This window comes from Candidatus Eisenbacteria bacterium, assembly GCA_013140805.1.
Classification (GTDB): domain Bacteria; phylum Eisenbacteria; class RBG-16-71-46; order RBG-16-71-46; family RBG-16-71-46; genus JABFRW01.
Genome location: JABFRW010000014.1, coordinates 1 through 22,965 on the forward strand (window position 1 = coordinate 1; position 22,965 = coordinate 22,965).

Sequence of the window (22,965 nt, forward strand, 5' to 3'; positions counted from 1 at the left end):
GCGAGTGGAAGGCGGCGCGTGAAGCGCTCGCGGCACTCGCGCCCGCGGCCGGTGCGCCGCGCGCCTGGGCGGCACTCGGAATCGCGCATCAGCGGCTCGGCGAGCACGCCGAGGCCGAAGCGGCTTTCGACCGCGCGCTGCTCGGAACGCCGGCGGAGTCGTCGCTGCGTCTCAATCGCGGCGCGCTGCGCGCCCGCCGGCTCGACTTCGATGGCGCGCGCGCGGACTTCGAACCGGCGGGCGAGCGCCACGAGGCACGCTGGAATCGTGCCGCGCTGCGCGTGCTTGAAACCGTCGCGACCACGAGCGGCCCGGCACCGCGAGCGGCGATCGAAGCGGCGCGTACCGACGCCGGCGCGCCGTCGTCTTACTGGAGCGACCACACCGTGGGGCGACTGCTGTTCTCGGCGCTGGTCGAACGGTCGCATCGTGAGTACAACGCTTCCGCCGAGGCCGAGCTGCGTGATGCAGAACAGTGGATGGAGTTCGATACGTTCTGGGATCGCGCTCTGATACTCCACGGTTACGCTTCGCTGGCCCTCGCCACGCGGGTCGAAGCCCTGGCGAGTGAAATGGCACACTCTCAGCTCGTGACGCTACGCGCGGAACCCCCGGTTCGGGGAGCGAGCGGAAGTTGGATCGCGGCCCCGCTCGAAGCCGTGGCCGCGGATCTCGAGCACGGCGAACCGGCCGTGGCCGCGCGACGACTCGCGACGCTCATGGAGCTGCCGGCACTGCGTCACTATCGAGTGCCATGCGTGGCCTGCGGGCGCGGCGCGCTCGGGGTCGAAGCGTGCGAAGAGGAAAGCGAGGAGTTCGAATCGGAGTGAGGCGTTCGAGGTAACCGGGACGCAGGCTCGTTCGTGAGGTAGTTGGTCTCGTCCGAGTCAGCGAGCCGCAACTCGCAGAGGGGCTTGCAAACTTGTTCGTTCGTCACAGTGTGATGGTCGCCGGCGTGACCTTGCTGCTCTCACTCGTCGTGCGACGGGTTCCGTGCTCGGGCAGTCGGGCGGAGGGAAAACCGCGCACTGGGAGCGGATGCGATTCTTCGTCGGGGCGTGGACCGGTTCGGGCACCGGCGAGCCAGGAATCTCCACGATCGAGCGAGAGTACTCCCTTGCGCTTCGCGATCGCTTCATCGAGGTTTGGAACACCTCGACGTATGCGCCTCAAACGAAGAATCCGAAGGGTGAGAGGCACGAGGATCGGGGCTTCATCAACTGGGATCGGGCCCGACATCGATTCGTGCTGCGTCAGTTTCACGTCGAGGGATTCGTGAATCAGTACGTCGCGGACTCGCTCGGCGTGGCCTCCGATTCGAGATCGCGGAACCCGACCGGCCGTTCTCGCTCTACTCCGAGGCGAGATTCACGCGGAAGCCGTGACCTCACTCGAGTTCGGTGCCGGCTGCAGTGCGGGAGGACCGAACGCAGTGGTCGGGTGCTAGTGGGTCCAGCTCAGCGAAACGATGAGCGGGTACGCGACCTGCTCACCCGTCGACCAGGTCTTCAGCGGGATCTGCGCTCGGAGCCCGATCGCTCCCAGGTGCGCGATCGGCCGTGAGACTCCCGCCGTGAGCATCAGATCCGTGCGTCCGAGATTCCCCTCGTCCCCGATCCGGCCATCCCACCGTTCGGGACTCTCGCGCTCCAGCGCAAGACCGCCGGTCGCGCCCCACGCGCCCCCGGCCGTGCGACTCGCGCCGAGCCGCAGGCCATAACGGTTTCCCGCGCGATAGCCGTGCGAGTTTTCATGAAGCGTGAGTTTGAAAGAAGCCGACGCGTGAATGCCGATGGCACCGAGCGGGCGCGCCGCAGTCACACTCAGCAGCGGATCCCAGGTGCCGGTGCCGAATTGAATGTGCTGGTGGGGAAGCCCGAGTCTTCCGAGCTCGAACGGATTGGACTCGGTGCGCCCCACCGGGATCGAAATTCCGAAGCTCGCGGCAAGTGTCCACGCGCTCGCTGCCCGGGTGACGAGGGCGGCGACCTGTGGATCTGCGATGTGCAACAGCGTCTCGTTGCGATGATGCGTGTCGGGCGCCGGAGGCACGAACGGATTCCCCGCCAGGTCCTCGAAGCGGATGCGGTCGCGAAGACCTCGCACCGGTACCGCGAAGGCAAGCCCCGGTCCCGGAGCGATCCCGCGCGCCATCGCAATCCCGAGCTCACCGACCAGCAACCGTTGGCGATGCCAGTAGGGCGTGATGAGCCCCGGGTCCTCGGACTGCACGTGCTCGATGCGAAGCGAGGTCGTGGTGAGTGTCGCTCCGTAGCTCCACGCCCCGGGTTCGGGTGCGATCCACGCGGACCCGCCGACCGGCAGGTTGGGATTCGATCAGCCCGCTCAGGTCGCTCCGGCGACCGGCGAGAATCCGAGCGCCACGCCGATCAGGCCGGCCAAAATGGAACGACGAGTCATCGCGAGCGCAGCGCGGAGGCGAGTTGCCGAATGTTCGCACCGACCAGATCCGTGCGCTTGCCGTCGGGTGAAAAGACCACCAGGTAGGGCAGCGCCTTGAGCCTGGCACCCAGCTCGCGCGCGAGCGGTGACTTGAAGTCCACCACGTCGAGTTTTCGGATCGCGAGATCCCGGCGTTGCTCGGTGAGCGTGCGAAGCTCGGCGTCCACGACGCGACACGGACCACACCAGTCGGCATACACGTCGAACACCGTGTACTTGCCCGCGACCCTGAGCCTCTCGAGCGGACCGACGACGGAGCCGTTCTCTGTCAGGACCACGACATCCGCGCCGGCGGGATACATCCCGAACGGAAGATAAGCACCTTGGCCCGCTCCCACCGTGCCACTGAACCCGGCTCCCGAGCTCGCGATCACAATCAGCACGGCTTCATCCGTGACCTGATCGGCCAGCGTCACCGTGAGCTCGGCCTTCTGAATGTCGAAAGCGGTTCGCTTCACGCCATCGACTCTCTTGAGTGTCGAGCGGATGACGTTGCCGCAATCGCCGCAGTCCAGGCCCTGGATCGAGTAGACACGAATCCGATCGGCGTGGGCGGATGCAGCGACCAGCAGCGCCCCCAGCGTGAGGACCGTGATCCAGCGTCGGGTCGGAAGCGACGCAAGGCCGCGCGAGCGAAGCACCATGCGGGAAGGCTAGCACAGGCTCCCGGGTGCGAGCCTTCGGCCGATGATTGACACCCTTCTGCTTCTGGTCGAGACTGCGCGCCTCATGCTCATCACGCTCCGCCGACTCGCGATCTTCGTGCTCTTGTTCGCCGCCTTGCTCGCTCAGGCCTCGAACGGATTCGTCCACTTGCACGTTGCTGCGGCCCACGTGACGGCGACGGAACACCACCACCATGATTCGCAGCCGGCCGATGCGGAACGGTCGGCTGATCCGGATCCGGATCACTCACACCAGCTGAGTGTTGCGGGCAGCGCGGTGGTGCGGGTCACGGGCAATGCCAGCCCGATTGAGCCGGCCGCAGAAGCAGTTCAGCGGTTCACGCTCGCGCCTCCGCCGCGCGCTCTGACCTCGCGGCGCACCGCCTCGCAGTGCACCGCACCCTCTTCCCGAGAACGACACTCCATCTTGCGCCTCTGATCGAACGGGTCGTCGTCGCACCTCGACCGTGCTCGAGTGTGCCTTTCCCGTTCCGTTCGGAGGATCCATGTGCAGGGGAGTTTTCGTGCTGCTGGCGTGCCTTGCCGCCAGCGAGGTTCGCGCTGCTGCGGAAGTCTCGGAAGATTCGTTCCTCGACGCGGCCACGCGTGACGTGCGGGTGCGAGCCGTGCTCGACGAGCCGCTCCGGGCCGCACGTGCCGTGCGAGCCCGAGCGAGCGTCCTGTCGAACCCGGAAGCGGGCTTCGATCGCGAAGCCCTGAGCGGCGAGCCTCGCCAGGACACCTGGAGTGTGTCGTGGACGCCGCCACTCGACGGTCGGTACTGGGCGCAGGATCGCGCAGCGCGGGAGGGCCTCCGCGCTGCCGAGAACCAGCGCGAACTCTCCGCACTCGCGTTGCGTTCCGAGTTGCGCGAAGCGTTCGCCGCATGGGCGGTCGCCCAGGACGGCGCAGTGCTCGTCGAGCGCCTCGCGAACCTCGTGGACCGGCTCGCAAGCCGGACCGAAGCTCAAGCATCCCGAGGTGAGGCGTCGGTCCTGTCGGCCCTGCGCCTTTCGCTCGCTCGCACCGAGATCAGAAGCGAGGCTGCTCGACTGACTGCCGAACTCGCGCGCACGCGCGGACGGGTGCGGGCATGGATGCCGGGACTCGCGCCGGAGGCGCTCCCCGTGCATCCACCACTTCCCCCGGTCCCCACCGACACCTCGCTCGGAGCGACTTCTCCTCGCCTCGCGGTGCTCGAGCACGTACTCCTTCAGGCCGAGGCTTCGGCGAGCGTCGCGACTCGCTTCTGGTCGCTACCTGAGTTCGTCGTCGGACGTCAGACGGTGCGCGGCAACCTCGTGGATCTTGACGGCGAGACCTACGGAGTCCGCTGGAGGGTGCCGTTGTTCGATCGCCAACGTGGAGAGCGGATCGAGGCTCGCGGGCGGGTGGATGCAGCCCGCGCTCGCCGCGAACTGGAGACCGTTCGGGTGCGCGAGGGACTCGCGGCTGCGCGATCCGCCTACGCCACATTGCGCGGCTCCGCGGCGCTGGCAGCCGGCGCGGAGTCGGCCGCCAGCCGTGTCCTCGAGAGCGCGACGGCGATGTTCGGGGCGGGCGAGAGCAACGTGACGGATTTGCTGGAAACCCTGCGCGGAGTACTGAGCGGCCAGTTGGCGGCACTCGAGTGCTACGCCGAGGCACTGAGCGCTCACCGTGAACTCGAGGTCGCGGCCGGGAGGCCGCTGCCGCTGATCGAAGGAGAAAAGTGATGCGGCGGACCGGCTGGACGATCACCGCCCTCGCGGCGCTTGCATGGCTCGCGAACGGCTGCAGCACGAAGGGAGAGGAATCGCACCCGCACGACCACGAGCCGTGGGCGGTGACCTCGTGGGGCAAGCGCTACGAGATCTTCGCCGAGGCCGACCCCCTGGCGGTCGGTGAGACCGCCAAGTCGCACACGCATGTCACGATCCTCGACGGCTTCGCGGCACTCACGGAGGGAGTCGTCTCCGCCGTGTTGATCGACTCGACCGGTGCGAGTTCAGTGTTCACCCAGCCCAAAGCGCTACGGCCCGGCATCTACTCGATCGAGATCAAGCCGAAAACCGAAGGCGTGTTCGCACTCGTCTTCCGCATCGAGAGCGCGGCCGGCACCGAAGAAATTCCATCAGGCCGGGTTCAGGTCGGCTCGCACGATCGGCCCGGAGGTCTCGTCGAGGCGCCGCCTCCGCCGGCAGTAACCAGCGCTGCGGCCGCAACGGGCGGTGATCCTGTCGGCTTTCTCAAGGAACAACAGTGGCGCATCCCATTCATGACCGCATGGGCAGAGCCCGGGTCGTTGCGGGCGTCGGTGAGCGGGCCGGCTCGAATACGTCCCGCCGCCGGCGGAGAGGCAGTGCTCACCGCCCCGCTCGACGGTGTCGTCGTCCCCTCGCGTCGGCTTCACGTGGGGCTCGCGGTCGCCCGCGGCGGCACAGTCGTCGAGTTGCGCCCGCGTGCGGGCTCGGGTCGCAGCTTCGCGGAGATCGAATCCCAGTGGAAGCTGGCGAGCGATCGACTCGCGCGACTCGAGGAGTTGTTCGCGGCCGATGCCGTCAGCCGTGCCGAGCTGGATCGGGCGCGAGCGCTCGCAGCCACGCTTCGATCGGAGCTCGATGCGGTGAGCGGTACCGGGCGCACGATTCCCGTGCGCGCGCCGTTCGGAGGCCGCATCGCCGAGGTAATGATCACCCCGGGTGCGGCGGTCGTGGCCGGTGCGAGCCTCGTGCGGCTGGTTCAGACCGACCCGCTGTGGGTCGAGATCGGACTGCGTCCCGAGATTGCAGGATCGCTCGATACCGCACCGGTCGGTCTCGTCATCCAGGGCGGGCCGGAGCAGCCACCCGTGGTGTTCGAATCCCGATCGATGCGTCTGGTCTCGCGTTCCCCCGAGGTGGATCGAGCGACCGGGCTCGTGCAGGCCATCGTCGAGGTGCGAGGTGCCGGGGAACTTCGCGTCGGAGCCGCGGTTCAGGCCGAGATTCTCCTGTCCGGAGCGCGAATCGGAATCGTCATTCCGCGGGAGTCCATCGTTGACGACGCGGGAGTCACGGTCGTCTACGTCCAGTCCGAAGGGGAGAGCTTCGTGCGGCGCGAGGTGCGAATCCTCGGGCGGCAGGGCGATCACGTGATGGTCGAGGGGGTCGGGCCCGCGGACCGCATCGTCACCCGCGGTGCTGCGGCGGTCCGACGATCCGCACAGATGTCATCGGGAGAGGTCGAAGGTCACGTTCACTAGCCGGCGGAGGAACCATGCTCAATTCGATCATCGCCGGCTCGCTCAAGCACCGCGTCCTGGTGCTCGCTGCCTCGGCGATCCTGCTCATCATCGGGATGTTCGTCATCCCAGGCATTCCCGTCGACATCTTTCCCGACCTGACTGCTCCGAGCGTCACGGTGTTGACCGAGACTCGCGGAATGGCGCCGGAAGAAGTCGAGCTGCTGGTGACGTTTCCGCTCGAGTCGGCACTCAACGGCGCGTCCGGTGTGCGTCGGGTTCGATCAGTCTCGGCCGCTGGCATCTCGGTAATCTGGGTCGAGTTCCAGTGGGGCCAGGATGTCTATCGGGCACGGCAGGTGGTCGCCGAGCGCGTTCAGGGCGTCGCGCTGCCGGCCACCGTGAGTGCTCCGGAGCTGGGACCGGTCAGCTCGATCATGGGGGAGATCACGTTCATTGCACTCACGTCCTCCGACCCCCAGCTCGGTTCGCTGGAGTTGAGGCGTATCGCCGAGACCACGGTGCGCCGGTCGCTGCTCTCGGTGCCCGGCATCTCTCAGGTCAAACCGATCGGCGGGGACCTGCGCGAATTTCAAGTCGAGGTGGATCCGCAGCGCTTGGCGCAGCTCGGTGTCTCTCTCGATCAGGTTGCCGACGCGCTCAACGATGCCACTCGCGATCCGGCGGCGGGATTCCATGTCGACCAGGGACAGGAATACCTGGTTCGAGGTCTGGGCCGTGCACGCGGCTCCGAAGATCTCGCCTCCGCCGTGATCGACTCACGAGGCGGCACTCCGATCACGGTCGGGAGCGTCGCGACGGTTCGGGTCGGTCCCGAGCCCAAGCGCGGCACGGCTTCCTACGGGACCCGCCCGGCCGTGATCCTGAGTGTGCAGAAGCAACCGGGCGCGAACACGCTTGCGCTCACCCGTGAAATCGACGGCGCGCTCGAACGGCTCGCCCCCACGCTCCCGGCCGGCGTCACGATCGAGAAGGAGAACTTTCGCCAGGCCGACTTCATCGAGATCGCGATCCACAACGTCACCGCTGCGTTGCGCGACGGTGCCCTCCTGGTCGTTGCCGTCCTCTTTCTGTTCCTCGGCAACGTTCGCACCACCTTCATCATGGCGCTCGCGATCCCGCTGTCGCTGGTGGCTGGCATTCTCGTGTTCTCCGCCTTCGGCATCACGATCAACACCATGACGCTGGGCGGGCTCACGATAGGGATCGGTGTGCTCGTGGACGATGCGATCATCGACATCGAAAACGTCCTGAGGCGATTGCGACTCGAGCACCAGAAGCCCGAAGGGACGCGGCGAAACGCCCTCGAAGTCGTGTACGGCGCCTCATCCGAAGTGCGCGGCGCCATCTTCTACGCCACGCTGATCATCGCGCTGGTGTTCGTTCCGCTGTTCCTGCTGCCGGGCATGGAGGGCCGCCTGCTGCGCCCGCTGGGTCTCGCCTACATCACGGCGCTCGTTGCGTCGTTCCTTGTGTCGCTCACCGTCACTCCGGTCCTCTGCTACCTGATGCTGGCTAACTCGCGCGTGGTCGAGACCGGTGAGCCGTGGCTGCTGCGAAAGCTCAAGGCCCTGTACGCGCGAAGCCTCGAGAGCGCAATCGCCCATCCGCGCCGCGTCTATGCATTCACGCTCGTGCTGCTCGCCAGCGCGCTCGCCATCCTGCCGTTTCTCGGCCGCGGCTTTCTGCCCCCATTCAACGAGGGATCGCTCACCGTGTCGGTGGTGAGCGCGCCCGGCATCACGCTGGACGAAAGCGATGCGATCGGTCGCGAGGTCGAAAAGGCGCTGCTCGCGTTCCCGGAAGTCGTCTCCACCAGTCGCCGTACCGGCCGCGCCGAGAAGGACGAACACGTGCAGGGCGTCAACGCCTCGGAGATGGAGGTGGTGCTCCGCAGCGGGCGACCGAAAGAACGCCTGCTCGAAGAGATGCGGAAGTCGGTCGCCGCTCTTCCCGGAGCACAGGTGAGTTTTGGCCAACCGATCAGCCACCGGATCGATCACATGATCTCCGGCAGCAAGTCGAGTCTCGCGGTCAAGATCTTCGGGCCCGATCTGTCGGTGCTGCGCGGACTGGCGTCCGCGGCGCAGCGCGTGCTCGCCGAGGTGCCCGGCATCGTGGACCTCGGCAACCAGGAGCAGGCGAGCATCCCGCAACTTCTGATCGAATTCGATCGTGCCGCCATGGCACGACACGGAGTGACCGCCGCCTCGCTCGCTCGAACGGTCGAAGCGTCGTTCCAGGGGACCGAGGTCGGACAGATCACGGAGGAGGGGGTGATCTCCCGCGTGGTTGCTCGCTTCCCTGCGGGCCTTCGACGAGACCGCGAGCAGATCGCGAGTCTGCCGGTGACGAAGCCGAACGGAAGCATCATTCCGCTCGGCGAGGTCGCACGCGTTCGCTTCGACCTGGGGCCGAGCCTGATCCGACGCGAGGACGTTCAGCGTGTCGCGATGCTCACCGCGAATATCGCGGGGGCAGATCTGGCAGGCACCGTAGAAGAGGTCGCGCGACGGATCGACGCCGAGGTGACGTTGCCTACCGGCTACCGCCTCGTCTACGGCGGCCAGTTCGAGGAAGCGGCGTCGAGTGTGCGAAACCTGGCACTCATCTCGGTGCTGATTCTGGTCGCCATGTACGGCCTGCTCTTCATCGCGTTCCGACGCCTCCGACACGCGACGATCGTACTCGTCAACCTGCCGCTCGCGGTGATCGGCGGCGTATTCGCGATCTCACTGGGAGGCAGCGGGCTCAGCATCGCGGCGCTGGTTGGATTCATCACGCTGTTCGGCATCGCAACGCGTAACGGTGTGCTGCTGGTTTCGCACTATCAGCATCTGATGGGTGAGGAAGGCCTGCCGGTCGAGGAGGCGGTGCGTCGCGGGTCGATGGAGCGCCTCGCACCGGTGGTGATGACCGCACTGGCAGCGGGGCTCGCGCTCATCCCGCTCGTGATCGCGGGCGGCAAGCCCGGTAACGAGATCCAGAGCCCGATGGGGCAGGTCATCCTCGGGGGGCTCGTGACCTCGACGTTCCTCAACATGGTGCTGGTGCCGGTGCTGTTCCTGCGTCATGGAGAAAGGCGAGTCAGTGATCGTGGCGGTGATGGAGGTCCGGCGCATGCGGATGCGAATGGGTAAGGGGATCGTGCGCGTGCGCGTGCGTGTGTCTCACCCACGCCGGTAGCCCGGGATGAACGTGCAGGTGGTGCCCGTCATCGTGCCGGTGCTCGTGCGTGTGCGACAGGACCTCATGAGTGTGCTCGTGTTCGTGGCGCGAAGTCAGCATGAGCGCGATGCCCGCGACCATGAGCCCGGCGGCTCCGAATTGAACGATCGTGGCCGACTCGCCGAACATGAACCAGGCGAGCAGCATGCCGACGAAGGGCGAGGTCGAGAACAGCAGTTGAGAACGACTCGCCCCGAGCTGTTGCGCGCCCGAGATGTAGAACATGATCGAAAATCCATAGCTGAAGGCGCCGACCACCAGGGCGATGAGCGCCGAGGTGAGCGGTGGAACGTGCCCCTCGACCGAGAGCCCGATCGCGAGGTTGACCGTGCCCGCGCCGATGCCCTTGATCACGGTGGTCTGCGCGGGCGTGTAGCCGCTCACGAGTGCGGTGAGATTGTTGTCGAGGCCCCAGCACACACACGCGAGCGCCACCAACGTGCCAGCGCGCCATCCCGCGGCACCTTCCGGGGCAGCCAGCAGCACACCTCCGGCGAGCACCACGGCCGCAGCCAGCACCGTTCGCCGATCGAGATGCTCGCGGAACAACCCCCACGCGATGATCGCGGTCGCCACCGTTTCGACGTTGAGCCACAGGGCGACCGAGGCCGCCGGGGCGGCCCGCAGCCCGAACAGCAGGAGCACGGGACCGAGACCCCCGCCGAAGAGCACCGCGAGCGCGAGCATGCGGTGCTGCCGCCGATCGCGTCGCAATTCGGGCGAGCCGCCGCGGAATGCGAATGGCAGGACGCCGAGCGCTCCGCCCAGGTAGAGAAGCCCGGCAAGCGTGAACGGGCCGACGGAGGTAAGGAGGGCTTTGGCGATGGGCGTTGAGGCGCCGAACAGGATCGCCGCCAGCAGGCAGACGAGCGCCGGCAACAGCGTGTGAATGCGGGGGGCTGTGCGCTCGATCATGACGGCATTGAAGCATGCGACGACGCCCGAGGCCATCGGTTCCATCGCGGCGCCGACGATCTGGGGAGTCGAGGCGAAGAGTTGCCTCGCATCGATTCCCAGGTACAGGATGCATGGTCGGCGCTGCAGCATCGGAGCGAAGCCGAGCAAGATTGAGTGAGTGACCGATTCGACTTTCACTACCCAATGAGCCAGCAGCAGGAGTCACCGATGACTCGCCGCCCACCACCAGTCTCAGCAGAGACGACGAGAACCGAGCGCGATCTGGTCTGTGGCATGACGGTGCGCAGCGACTCGCCGCATCTCTACGTGCACCTCGGAACGAAGTATCACTTTTGCTGCGCGGGCTGCCGCACCAAATTTGCGGCCGACCCGGCCCGCCAAATTGCGAGCGCGCTGGTCGAATCCGCAGCGGTACTTCCGCTCACTCAGGTCGCGATTCGGCCGCAGTCTCATCCTGGCTCCACGGACTCCGCGACCGCGGTGTCGACCTGGACCTGTCCGATGCATCCCGAGGTCGTTCGTGCCGCCTCGGGCTCGTGCCCGATCTGTGGCATGGCGCTCGAACCGGCCGAGGTCACGCTCGAGGAGCCCGAGAACGCCGAGCTGAATGACATGAGCCGCCGCTTCAAATGGTGCGCACTCGTCACCGCGCCGCTGCTCGCCCTGATGGTCGGCGCGCTGTTGCCCGGCGAACCGCTTCATCGCCTGATGCCACCGGTCGCGATGGGCTGGTTCGAACTCGCACTCGCCACGCCGGTCGTCGCGTGGGGCGGCTGGCCGTTCTTCGTGCGCGGCTGGCAGTCGATCACGAACCGCAGTCCGAACATGTTCACGCTCATCGCTCTCGGCGTCGGCGTGGCGTTCGTCTACAGCGTCATCGCCGTATTGGCGCCGCATGCCTTTCCGACCTCGTTTCGCGATGATTTCGGACGAGTCGGTACGTATTTCGAGGCCGCTGCCGTCATCGTCACACTCGTGCTGCTCGGCCAGGTCATGGAACTGCGGGCACGCGGCCACACCGGCGCCGCGATTCGCGCGTTGCTCGGTCTCGCGCCCACCACCGCTCGCCGCATCGGGGCCGACGGCACCGAGCACGACGTTCCACTCGAGCACGTTCAGGTGGGAGATCGGTTGCGAGTGCGGCCGGGCGAGAAGGTTCCCGTCGACGGCATCGTGGTCGAGGGGCACAGCTCGGTCGACGAGTCACTGGTGTCCGGTGAACCGATTCCAGTGGAGAAGCAGGTGGGAGCGCTCATCATCGGCGGCACGGTCAACGGCACGGGATCTCTCGTGATGCGCGCCGAGAAGGTCGGGGCCGACACGCTGTTGTCGCGCATCGTGCAGATGGTGGCGCAGGCACAGCGCAGCCGCGCGCCGATCCAGCGGCTCGCCGATCGCGTTTCCGCGTGGTTCGTACCGTCCGTGGTGCTGGTCGCGATCGGCAGCTTCACCACGTGGGCGCTGGTGGGCCCCGAGCCGCGGATGGCGTACGCGATCGTCAATGCCGTCGCCGTGCTCATCATCGCGTGCCCATGTGCGCTCGGTCTCGCCACCCCCATGTCGATCATGGTGGCGACCGGCAAGGGCGCCAGCATGGGAGTGCTGTTTCGCAACGCCGAGGCGATCGAGCTGTTGCGAGCGGTGGACACGCTCGTCGTCGACAAGACCGGCACGCTGACCGAAGGCAAGCCGAGCGTGCTCCAGGTCGTGCCGGCGATCGGACAGCGCGAGGACGAGCTGCTGCAGCTCGCGGCCAGCCTCGAGCAGGGCAGCGAGCACCCGCTGGCCGCTGCGATTCTCGGCGCCGCGAAGCAACGCGGCGTGGCACTGGAACGGATCGACGGCTTCGCCTCTCACACCGGTCGTGGCGTGACCGGCGTGGTCGGCGGCCGACGGGTCGCGCTGGGGAACGCCGCGCTCTTGAAGGAACAGGGGCTCGCGTCTCCGTCGCTCGAGGAGCAGGGCGAGGCGCTTCGGCGCGAGGGACAGACCGTGGTGTTCCTCGTCGTCGACGATGCCGTGGTCGGGTGGCTCGGAATCGGGGATCCGATCAAGCCGACGACTCCACAGGCGATCGAGGCCCTGCACGCGGTGGGCGTGCGGGTGATCATGCTGACGGGGGATAGTCGCACCACCGCCGAGGCGGTCGGGAAGCAACTCGGGATCGACCAGGTCATTGCCGGGGTGCTGCCGGAGCAGAAGGTCGCGGTGATCCAGCGACTTCAGTCCGAGGGGCGTGTCGTCGCCATGGCGGGCGATGGCGTCAACGACGCGCCCGCTCTCGCTCAGGCACAGGTGGGGATCGCGATGGGCAGCGGCACGGACGTCGCCATGGAAAGTGCGGGCGTGACGCTCGTCCAGGGCGACCTGCGTGGCATCGTGCGCGCCCGGCGCTTGAGTGAAGCCACGATGCGCAACATTCGTCAGAATCTGTGGTTCGCGTTCCTCTACAACGCACTCGGAGTGCCGGTGGCCGCGGGCTTGCTCTATCCCGCCATCGGTCTGCTCCTGAGCCCGGCGATCGCGGCCGCGGCCATGAGCTTCAGCTCGGTCTCGGTGATCGGCAACGCACTCCGCCTGCGCGGATTCGATGCGCGAAGTGGAGCAGACGCATGAGTCGCCGTGTCCGCCCCGGCCGGGAGTCGTGCGAATGACCGAGGACCACCGGCATCATGAAGGGTTGAACGATCGCTTCGGTCTCCTTCATGCCGACTCTCCCGCAGGTGCTGTCGCCTCGTGATCGGTTCCGGCCGCCTTCGCTCGCGAAGCGAGCAGGCGATAGAGGACGGGGATGACGATCAGAGTGAGCAGGGTGGATGAGATGATCCCGCCGATCACGACGGTCGCGAGCGGTCGCTGCACTTCGGCGCCGGTGCCGTGGGCGAGAGCCATCGGGACGAAGCCGAGGCTCGCAACGAGGGCGGTCATCAACACGGGCCGGAGTCGGGTCACCGATCCTTCTCGAATCGCCTGATCGAGTGGTACTCCGCGATCGCGCAGTGCGTTGATGAAACTGACGATCACGAGGCCGTTCAAGACCGCGACCCCCGAGAGCGCGATGAATCCGACGCCGGCCGAAATGGAAAGCGGCAGGCCGCGGATGGCGAGGGCGATGATTCCTCCGGTGAGTGCGAGCGGCACGCCGGTGAACACGAGCAGAGTCTGCGGAATCGAGCCGAAGGTCATGAACAGCAGCACGAGGATCAGAAAGAGTGCCAGCGGCACGACCACGGCGAGCCGGTTCCGGGCGGCCGCCAGATTCTCGAACTGGCCGCCCCACCGAATCCAGTAGCCGGGTGGGAGTTGCACCTCCTGCTGAACGCGTCGCTGAGCTTCCGCGACGAAAGTGCCGAGGTCGCGGCCGCGCACGTTCGCCTGCACGACAACGCGTCGCTTGCCGTCCTCGCGGCTCACCTGGTTGGGACCTTCCAGCAGAGAGATCCGGGCGACGGCCCCGAGGGGGACGTGTGCCCGATGGGCCTCCGAGTGACTCGAGGAAGCGAGCGCGAGTGCCTGGGGCTGCGGCTCGGAGGCTGGAATCGGAACCGGAAGGCTCTCGATCGCGTGCAGGTCACGTCGGATGTGCTCCGGCAGGCGAACCACCAGATCGAATCGCTGATCGCCCTCGAGCACCTCGCCGACCGTGCTTCCGCCGGTCGCCGTCGAAACCAGTTCCTGCACGTCTGCGACGCTGAGGCCGTAGCGCGCAATCGCTTCGCGGTCCACGTCGACGGTCAGCACCGGTAGTCCGGCCGTCTGCTCGACCTTGACGTCAGCGGCGCCCCGAATCGAGGACAGAATTCGCGAGATGCGATTGGCCGCCACGGTCATGGTCGCGAGATCGTCGCCGAAGACCTTCACCGCCAGATCGCTGCGCACGCCTGCGATGAGTTCGTTGAACCGTAGCTCGATCGGCTGGCTGATCTCGAAGTTCTGCCCCGCGAGGAGTTTGACCTTCTCTTCGATCGCCTCGGCGAGTTCCTCCTGCGTTCGAGCCTTCTTCCACTTCGATCGAGGGGTCAGCATCACGTAGGTGTCCGAAACGTTCGGACCCATCGGATCGGTCGCGATTTCGGCCGTCCCGGTACGAGCGAAGATGTCCGACACCTCGTCCGGAAACTCGCGCCGAATGAGAGTTTCGACCTGCTTCTGCATGGCGACGCTCGCCCTGAGGCTGATGGAAGGAATGCGCGCGGGCTGAATCGCGAGCGCTCCTTCTCCGAGCTTCGGAACGAATTCGCTGCCCATGCGTGAGGCCAGGAATCCGCATGCGACGACGAGTACCGCCGCCGCGCCGAGGATCAGTCCGCGGCGGCGTAGCGCCCACTCGAGCGCAGGCTCGTAGGCGCGGCGCGCGAATCGAAGCAGGAAGTTCTCGTCCTCGGCGACGCGGCCGCGCAGGAAGACGGCAACCGCCGCCGGCACGAACGTGAACGTGAGGATCAGCGCTCCGGCGAGCGCCAGGAGCACGACGGACGCCATCGGCTTGAACATTCTGCCTTCGATTCCCGACAGGGTGAGGATCGGCAAGTAGACGATCATGATGATGGCGACTCCGAACAGCGTCGGCCGGGCGACCTCCCGGGAACTCAGAAACGCTTCCTCCAGTCGCTCGCGATGGGAGAGGAGTCGGCCCAGGTCGCGCTGTCGATGCGCGAATCGTCGAACGATGTTCTCGACCATGACGACCGCGCCGTCGACGATGATGCCGAAGTCGATGGCTCCGAGACTCATGAGGTTGCCACTGATGTTTCTCTGAACCATGCCGGTGATGGCGAACAGCATCGAGAACGGAATCGCCATCGCCACGATCAGCGCAGCGCGAAGATTGCCCAGCAGCAGGAACAGCACCACGACGACCAGCAGCGCGCCCTCGAAGAGATTGTTGCGGACCGTCCGGAGCGTTGCTTCGACCAGATAGGTGCGGTCGTAGAGCGTGCGGGTGCGGAGTCCGTCAGGCAGCGAGCGGTTGACGTCTTCCATCTTCTCGGCGACGCGCTTCGAGACCGTCCGGCTGTTTTCGCCGATCAGCATGATGGCGGTGCCGAGCACCGCTTCCTCGCCGCGGTCGGTCGCCGCACCGGTACGCAGCTCCTGACCGATCTCCACGGTCGCAACGTCACGCACTCGCACAGGTGTTCCATCGGAAGTACGCAACACGACGTTCTCGATGTCCGCAAGCGTCTGAACGAGTCCGGTGGAACGAATCAGGTATTGCTCGTCGCCATGCTCGATGTAGCCGGCGCCCGCGTTCGAATTGTTGCGAGCGAGCGCCTCGAATACGTCGCGAAAGGACAGTCCATGGGCGAGGAGTTTCGCCGGGTCCGGCGTGACGTGGAACTGCTTCTCGAAGCCACCGATCGAGTTGACCTCGGTCACCCCGGGGACGGTTCTCACCTGCGGCCGGACGAACCAGTCCTGAATGGTCCGAAGATCGGTCAACGTGTAGCGGCGACCGTCCGGCCTTCTCGCGGATGTCTCGGCCTCGACCGTCCACATGAAGATTTCACCGAGGCCACTCGAAATGGGTCCCATCGTAGGCTCGACCCCGCTCGGCAGACTCTCTCTCGCCTCCTGCAGTCGCTGATTCACGAGCTGGCGAGCGAAGTAGATGTCGGTCCCGTCTTTGAAGATGACCGTGAGCTGCGAGAGCCCGTATCGCGACAGCGACCGCACCTGCTCGACGCCCGGGATTCCGCCCATCGCCCACTCGATCGGGAAGGTGATGCGTTTCTCGACCTCGAGCGGCGACAACGCCTCGACCGGAGTGTTGATCTGCACCTGAACGTTGGTGATGTCCGGCACCGCGTCGATGGGCAGGTGGCCGAAACTGTAGAGCCCCAGCGCAGCCATCCCGAGGGTCGCGAGCAGAACGAGCCAGCGCTGTCGAATCGAGAATGAAATGATGCGTTCCATGCGGTTGGCTTCCTTTCAATGCCCGTGGCCGGCTTCGGACTTCTGAAGTTCGGATTTGAGAACGAAGCTCGCGCGCGAGACGTACCGCTCGCCGGACTTCAGTCCCGACAGGATCTCGATCCACTCTCCGTCGGTGCGTCCCAGCTTGACCGCGCGCGCCTCGAAGCCGTCGGCATCCGCGATGAAGACGCAGTCCCGCTCTTCCACCCGCTGCACGGATCCGTCCGGCACCGCCACGGAAACCTCTCGCTCGTTCACCACGACTCGTGCGGTGACGAACATTCCGGGGCGCCACCTCAGTTCCCGATTGGGAATGGCGACGCGGGCCGTTGCGGCTCGGGTGGCTTCACCGACGACCGCTCCCACGTAGTCGATCACGCCTCGAGTGGAGGGTCCGACTCCGACGGACTCGACGAACACGGTCTGACCGCGACGGACTTGCGCGACATCGCGGGCATAGACGGCGACGTTGACCCACACGGAGGACAGATCGGCGACGACGTAGATGTCCTGATCGTCCCGCACGAACTCGCCGAGCGTCACATGCTTCTCGATCACGGTTCCGGAGATGAGCGAGTTCACGACGTAGGTCGAAAGGCTCTGGTTGCCTTCGATCACCGCCAGCTCTTCGCCCGCATGAACCTGCTGTCCGAGTCCCTTCTTAACCTCACGGACGATGCCGGGGAAGCGCGGAACGATGTGCGCCAGTCGATCCGCATTCGGAACGACTTCACCCGGAAGATCGAGCGTGACGCGCAGGCGGCGAGCGCCGGCGACTTGCACCTCGATGCCGGAGGCAATCTGTGACTCGCGAGACAGTTTGACGTGTCCTTCCTCGGGCTCCGCCTCGGAGTGCCCTGCCTCGGAGTGCCCTGCCTCGGGGTGCCCTGCCTCGGAGTGCCCGCCTTCAGAGTGCGCTGCCTCGGAGTGCTCCGGTTCCGTGTGACCGGGATCCTCGGCGTGTTCGTGAGCGTCTCCCTTCTCACTCGCGGCGCTCTCGGCGCCTTTCGATTCTGGCGCCTGCGATGGCTTGGAGCAGGAAGCAGCGAGGAACACGAGCGCCAGCAGCCCGATGATCCTGATCGTTGCGGCACGACTCATCGGTCGAGTCCTCTTTCTGGATTGGAATTCGCATCGAGTGGGCCACCCAGGAGTCGTTCGAGATCCGCGACCGCCAGATGCGCCACGAGAAGTGTCTGAAGTTCTTCGCGCTTTGCCCGGAGCCAGGTGCGTCGAGCGTCGAGCAGGTCGAGATAGGCAAACCGCCCGCGTTCGAATCCGACCCGCATCTCCTCGTACGCGCGCTGGGCTTCCGGAAGCACGTCGCGGCGCAGGGTCTCGAGCTTGACCGCCGAACGCCGAAGCGAGGCGTGCCCCTCGGCCAGCGACTGCCTCACGTCGAGTCGGGCTTGAGCCTCCGCGCTCGGCGCCTGTGACAGCGCGGCGGAGGCCTGTTCGATCGCTCCACGATTGCGATCGAAGAGCGGAACGGGAAGCGAGATTCCGGCGACGAAGGTGTGCCCGTCGGACTCGGAGAGTTGTCGAATGCCTGCCTGTGCCGTGAGGTCCGGAATCCGGCGAGAGCGCTCGAGCTCGAGCCGCATTTGCCGTGCGGCTTGCTCGGCGCGCCAGCGCGCGAGCACCGGGGAGGACTCTGCTCGAAGCGACAGCGAGTCCAGGTTCGGAAGCGCCGGCAGGCTGCCGAGAGTCCCCGACAGTCGCTCGAAGCGGGGCTGCGGTTCGCCCCACAGCAAGGAGAGTCTCGAGCGCGCGAGCAGGGCGTCGGATTGGAGAATCGTCCGATCCAACTTGAGATTCGTCAGCTCGACGTCGGCGCGTCGACGTTCGACCGGGTGGGCCGCACCCGCGGTGACGCGTTGTGCGGTCGTCGAGGAGGCCTCCTCGGCTGACCGCACCTCCTCCTCGGTGAGTGCCAACGACTGATCGACCGCGAGCGACTCAATGTAGCGCCTCGTCACTTCGCCCATCAGGGCGAACCGTTCGCCCCGAACGTCGAGAGCGAGGACCGATTGGTCCGCGCGTGCGACGCCAAGACGGGCCGAGCGCTTTCCGCCGAGTTCGAGCAGCTGTCCGATCGAAAGTGTCGTCTCGGAATTCGAGAGCCCGGGTTCGGTTCCCCCCGCATTCTCGAGCTCGGCTGAGATCACAGGATTGGGGCGCGCACCGGCTTGCAAGGCACGCCCCTCGGCGATTCGAACCTCCCAGCCCAGCGCTTGAAGTCTGGGATTCGAAGTGAGCGCGAGTTGCAGTGCGTCACTCAGACTGAGAACGACTGGAACGACGACACCGGCCGGCGCTCCATCGGCCGCTCGAGCGGGATGTGGGCGCGCAATCGCGAGCAGGCACAGCGTGAAGAGGAAAGCGGATCGCTTCATGGCTCGTTCCCGGTGAGTGAATGGGCGCGGTTGCGGCGTGGACCAGCCGTACCTCGCGGGGGATCGGAGTGGCGGCACCTGACGGTGAGTCGGTGCGGTGGGCCAGCCTCAGATCAGGAGCGGGCGTGCTCCGGGGCGCAGACAGGCGGGGACGTCAGGGCGCAGTTCGGACGATTGCGCCCACGACTCCATCGGGGCCAGCGTCTGGCAATGCAATTCGGCGGCGAAAGCGACGAGCAGTGCGGGGCTCGCGAGAATCTGCACTGGCGTCACGGCCGAGGTCGCCGACTTCGCGGTTGAGCAGGGGTCCGACCCGCAGTCGGCTTCGTGCGCGCAGCTGCTGGCATCCCCGCACGAGCAGGCGTGGTCGAGGACCCCCGCCCGGCACAGCGAAGGAATCGCGAGGATTCCAAGACTCAGAAACGCGATCACCAGGATGCGGCGAAGCATGCAACGAGCCTACGTTGCGCCACCGTCGATTGCAATCCAATGAGTGCTGCGGATCGCCGTGGGTGGTTCCGAAATCGCGCGGCACGGACGCTTGCGGTCCATGAACTGCAAAGTTCACGCCCTCGGACGATGCGATGCATGAATCGATGTGTCACTTCGGCCGATATTCGTCTTGACCCGCTGACGAGTGGATGCGCATGCTCGCTGCCGGCCCACTCTCATGAACTCGACCTTGATGAATTCCACGCTGCGCGCGATGTGCCGTCCGACCCTGTCGGTCGCGCTGGTACTGACGCTGGTCTTCGAGCTCTCCCATTGCATATGGATGGGAGTTCCGATGGCGCGAGCGGACGCGAGCGCCCGGCCGGGGATTTCAACCGGCGCCACGAGCGATGCCGCGATGACGCATGCCTGCTGCCGTGCGCGAGGCAGCGCGAGTGCGGCACCTGAGGCGCCGAAGTCTGATTCGCGGTCGCCGCGTGGTGCGAACTGTTGCCCATGCATCGACGCACCGCCCGCCGCCCTCTCGCCAGTTGCAGGCGTGGAATCCGGTTCGATCGCGGGAGTCCTCGGAGTCCTCGGACTCCTCGCGGCCGATGCGGCTTTCGTCCTCGAGCCTGGTCACTCGGGTTGGGTCGAGCAGTTCTCCGATCCCCCCGCGCGCGAACCGCAGTTCCTCCGCGCTCGCTCGCTTCGCGGCCCGCCGCAGGTCTGACCTCTCCGACGCCACCGAATCGCACTTTCTGATCGAAGTACGGTTCCTGACTGGCTCTGTTCGGAGCGCGATTGCGCTCCGGGAGGTGGACAGCGGATGGCCCCGTGGCCCATCGCTTCATCGGTTCGAACGAACGACGGCTCGGCCGCACGACTTGCGACTCTAAAGGCCGCGATTGCAGCGTGCGCGCGAGTCATGCTCGTCAGCGCGGTGACAACGTGTGTCTTCGCCGCATTGGCCTGCAGAGCGCGGGCGGCGACCCCAACCGACACCCTCACGCGTGACCGCGCGATCGCTCTCGCGCTCGAACGGCATCCGGCCATGGTGCGAGCACGGGCCGCGGTTGCCGGAGCCCGTGCCGCCTGGATCGTGTCGGGACCCGGCGCTCGACCGACGATGCTCGAACTCGAGCACGAGCAGCTCGGCGGCTCTGCCAGATCGGACGACGCGCGCTCCACGCTCGAGCTGTCGCGCGGGATCCCGCTCGCCAATGTTGCGGACGGACGGCGCGGCGTGGCGCTCGCGCGCTACGAATCGGCTCGCGCCGAGAGTGCAAGCCTTGCGCGAGCGCTGACGATCGAAGTGCGGGCCACGCTGGAGCGCGTTCGCGTGCTCGAGCGCGGCCGTCAGGTGTTCGACCGACTGGTGGCGCTCGATGCCGAGGTGACCGCGGCTGCGCGTGCGCGCGTGCGCGACGAACTGATCACGCCGCTCACCGCGCGACTGGTCGAGCTGGATCAGCTGCGCGTCGAGCGTCGCCGGGCGACCCACGCGATCGCACTCGAGGAAGCCCTCGTCGAACGGATCGGCTGGCTCGGTGCCGATGCCGGCGCGATCGTGTTGGCCTCCGAAGCCGTCGAGCCCGAGTCGCTCACGATTGCGGAGGACACGATCGCGGCGCGCGGCCGCGAGGACGCCCCTGCGGTGCTGCAGGCTCGCGCTCGGATCCGCGAGCGCGAAGCGGCCGAGCGACTGCTCGCACGCGAGCAGCACGGGGATGCGCACGTGGCGATCGGCGCGTTTCTCGAACGCCGGCCGTCCGAGACCGCGACGGCGGACGACGGCGGCACACGTGAGCTGGGATTCCGTGCGCGCGTCGGAGTGCCGTTGCCGTGGGGCACGATCGATCGCATGGCCGTCGAGCAGGCGCGCTCCGAGACCGGACTCGCCGTTCAAGATGAGCGGGTCGTGGCGCTCGCGGCGGCGACCGAAGCGCGCCGAGCGCATCGGCGGCTGCGACTGGCGTGGTCGCAACACACGCGTGATGCGTCGCGCGCAAGCCAGATCGACGCCGACCTGGTGCGGGTGCGCGAGGCCTATCGCGATGGCCGCATCGGTCTCGACGCCTACCTCGCCGAAAAGGACCGTCTCACCGAGTCGCGACTCGAGGGACTCGAATCGGAACTCACTTACTGGGAGGCGCGTGCCGCACTCGAACGAGCACTCGGGCTCTCATTCGAGGCGATCGCCTCGGGAGCGACGCGATGAACCTTGCCTTGATGCGCGCCGTGATCGGCGCCGCGCTGCTTGCCACGACGCTCGCAACCCCATCCGCTGCCGCCCCCGAGCACGCGCCGGCGCCGGGGACTCCCGTGAACCGTCACACGCTGAACGCGGTCTCGGAGCAGTTCGAGCTGGTGATCGCGAATGATCCGTTGCGGCCCGGCAAGATCAGCCGACTCGATTTCTACCTGAGCGATTTCGCGACCAACGAACCGTTGCCGGGCGCGCGACTCGAGGTCGCCTACCGCGCGCGCGGTGGCGATGGGCCGCTGTGGTCGGGGCAGGCCGAGGCCACGCCGAGCCCCGGGACGTATTCGGCGCCATGGCCGGCCGCGGACACCGGTGCCTACGTGGTGTTCGTCACGCTCGAGGCGCGCGGCCGGCGGGGCGAGTTCGCGCTCGCGGGTCTCGAGGTCGCCGCTGCGACAGCCGACCCGGCCGCTGCGTCGGCTTCCACCGAGTCCCGCGCCTCGCGATGGGCATGGTGGCTCGCGGTGATTCCGATCGCGCTGATGGTCGGGTGGCTCGCGCGCCGCCGATCGGCACCGGCGCTGCTCGCCATCGGGCTGCTCGCGCAACTGCCGCCCGGACCGTGGGCGGCGGGTGAAGCGCACGCGCACGAGGGTCACGACGATGCGACGACGCTGGCGCCGGGCGCCCCGCTCGGGCCCGGCGCGGTCGTGCAGCTGCCGAAGCCGTCGCAGTTCCTGATCGGCGTTCGCACGCGACCGGTGCGTTTCGCGCCGGTGCGGCCGCAGATCTCCGTGCTGGGTCGGGTGGCACCGCGCGGAGGTGCGGCGCTCGAAATGACCGCACCGCAGGGCGGCCGCGTGCAGTTCGACGGTGGTCGCACACCGGTGATCGGTCAGCGGCTGCGTGCCGGCGAACGCATCGGCGAACTATTGGTGGTCGATGCCCTCCCGTTGCGTGCCGCGATCGGCGGGGTGGTGACCGAGGTGTTCGTCGTGCACGGGCAGGCCGTTCAGCCGGGGCAGAAGCTGCTCGCACTGCTGGATCCCGCGGTGGTCTGGGTGCATGCCGACATCTTCCAGGCCGACCTCGCGCACGTCGCGCGTTCGACGCGGGCTCACGTCACCTCGGGATCGGCGCCTGAGCGGGTGTTCGAGGGCCGGCGCGTTGCGATCGGCGCCACCGAAGGCGAAGTTCCGGGTGCGGTCGAGGCGTGGTTCGAGGTACCGAATCCCGGCGGCGCGCTGCGGGTCGGGGCGGTTGCCGAGGTGGCGATCGAGTATGGCGAGCCGCAGTCGCTCGCCACGCTGCCGCGCGAGGCGCTTCACGAACGGCAGGGCCGCACCTACGTATTCGTGCACACCGCACCCGAACGCTTTGCGGCCCGCGAGGTCTCGGTAGTCTCGCGACTCGGCGACCAGGTCGCGGTGCGAGGCTCCCTGCTTCCGGGCGACCGGGTTGCGATCAGCGGCGTCGCCGCGCTGGCGGCTTCGCCGGTCGTGGCGCTGGAGCACTAAG

The 22,965-nt window shown here is 67.1% G+C and carries 14 protein-coding genes; 7 read left to right on the forward strand and 7 right to left on the reverse strand.

Features of this window, described 5'->3' with window-relative positions; all coding sequences use genetic code 11:
- On the forward strand, positions 1-830 hold an 830-nt coding region (locus HOP12_01345; GenBank protein ID NOT32792.1), incomplete at its 5' end, for a hypothetical protein.
- A gap of 613 nt (positions 831-1,443) precedes the next feature.
- Here HOP12_01345 and HOP12_01350 read toward each other — a convergent pair.
- Together HOP12_01350 and HOP12_01355 are read right to left on the reverse strand one after the other, a co-directional pair.
- Entirely contained in the window at positions 1,444-2,232 is a 789-nt protein-coding gene (locus HOP12_01350) for a hypothetical protein (GenBank protein NOT32793.1), read from the reverse strand.
- A gap of 185 nt (positions 2,233-2,417) precedes the next feature.
- A complete protein-coding gene (locus HOP12_01355) occupies positions 2,418-3,107 on the reverse strand; it encodes a hypothetical protein (protein NOT32794.1) in 690 nt (229 codons plus the stop codon).
- Between the two features lie 527 nt (positions 3,108-3,634).
- On the opposite strand from HOP12_01355, the gene HOP12_01360 reads away from it, so the two are divergent.
- The 3 genes from HOP12_01360 to HOP12_01370 are packed head-to-tail and all read left to right on the forward strand — an operon-like array spanning position 3,635 to position 9,491.
- On the forward strand, positions 3,635-4,843 hold the full coding sequence (locus HOP12_01360; GenBank protein NOT32795.1) for a TolC family protein: 1,209 nt from the start codon (positions 3,635-3,637) through the stop codon (positions 4,841-4,843).
- A complete protein-coding gene (locus tag HOP12_01365) occupies positions 4,843-6,351 on the forward strand; it encodes an efflux RND transporter periplasmic adaptor subunit (GenBank protein ID NOT32796.1) in 1,509 nt (502 codons plus the stop codon). Before HOP12_01360 ends, HOP12_01365 begins: the two co-directional genes overlap by 1 nt.
- Before the next feature lie 14 nt (positions 6,352-6,365).
- Positions 6,366-9,491, forward strand: coding sequence for an efflux RND transporter permease subunit (locus tag HOP12_01370; protein ID NOT32797.1), 3,126 nt, complete (start codon positions 6,366-6,368; stop codon positions 9,489-9,491).
- On the opposite strand, the gene HOP12_01375 is transcribed toward HOP12_01370, so the two are convergent.
- Positions 9,439-10,494, reverse strand: coding sequence for an EamA family transporter (locus tag HOP12_01375; GenBank protein ID NOT32798.1), 1,056 nt, complete (start codon positions 10,492-10,494; stop codon positions 9,439-9,441). The genes HOP12_01370 and HOP12_01375 overlap by 53 nt on opposite strands.
- A 186-nt stretch (positions 10,495-10,680) precedes the next feature.
- Between HOP12_01375 and HOP12_01380 the strand changes: the two genes are divergently transcribed.
- Positions 10,681-13,113, forward strand: coding sequence for a heavy metal translocating P-type ATPase (locus HOP12_01380; GenBank protein NOT32799.1), 2,433 nt, complete (start codon positions 10,681-10,683; stop codon positions 13,111-13,113).
- 87 nt (positions 13,114-13,200) lie between these two features.
- Here HOP12_01380 and HOP12_01385 read toward each other — a convergent pair whose 3' ends face one another.
- The 4 genes from HOP12_01385 to HOP12_01400 all read right to left on the reverse strand — a co-directional run bounded on the left by HOP12_01385 (position 13,201) and on the right by HOP12_01400 (position 19,259).
- Positions 13,201-16,413, reverse strand: coding sequence for a CusA/CzcA family heavy metal efflux RND transporter (locus tag HOP12_01385; GenBank protein ID NOT32800.1), 3,213 nt, complete (start codon positions 16,411-16,413; stop codon positions 13,201-13,203).
- 15 nt (positions 16,414-16,428) lie between these two features.
- Complete coding sequence (locus HOP12_01390; protein ID NOT32801.1) at positions 16,429-17,514, reverse strand: HlyD family efflux transporter periplasmic adaptor subunit; 1,086 nt, start codon at positions 17,512-17,514, stop codon at positions 16,429-16,431.
- Positions 17,511-18,809 carry a TolC family protein gene (locus tag HOP12_01395; protein ID NOT32802.1) on the reverse strand — a complete coding sequence of 433 codons (1,299 nt, stop codon included), beginning with the start codon at positions 18,807-18,809 and terminating at the stop codon, positions 17,511-17,513. Before HOP12_01395 ends, HOP12_01390 begins: the two co-directional genes overlap by 4 nt.
- Positions 18,810-18,917: 108 nt before the next feature.
- Positions 18,918-19,259, reverse strand: a complete 342-nt coding sequence (locus HOP12_01400; GenBank protein ID NOT32803.1) for a hypothetical protein — start codon at positions 19,257-19,259, stop codon at positions 18,918-18,920.
- 1,036 nt (positions 19,260-20,295) lie between these two features.
- Between HOP12_01400 and HOP12_01405 the strand changes: the two genes are divergently transcribed.
- Entirely contained in the window at positions 20,296-21,462 is a 1,167-nt protein-coding gene (locus HOP12_01405) for a TolC family protein (protein ID NOT32804.1), read from the forward strand.
- Positions 21,459-22,964 carry an HlyD family efflux transporter periplasmic adaptor subunit gene (locus HOP12_01410; GenBank protein NOT32805.1) on the forward strand — a complete coding sequence of 502 codons (1,506 nt, stop codon included), beginning with the start codon at positions 21,459-21,461 and terminating at the stop codon, positions 22,962-22,964. The genes HOP12_01405 and HOP12_01410 overlap by 4 nt, the downstream gene beginning before the upstream one ends.
- Position 22,965 lies beyond the last annotated feature (1 nt).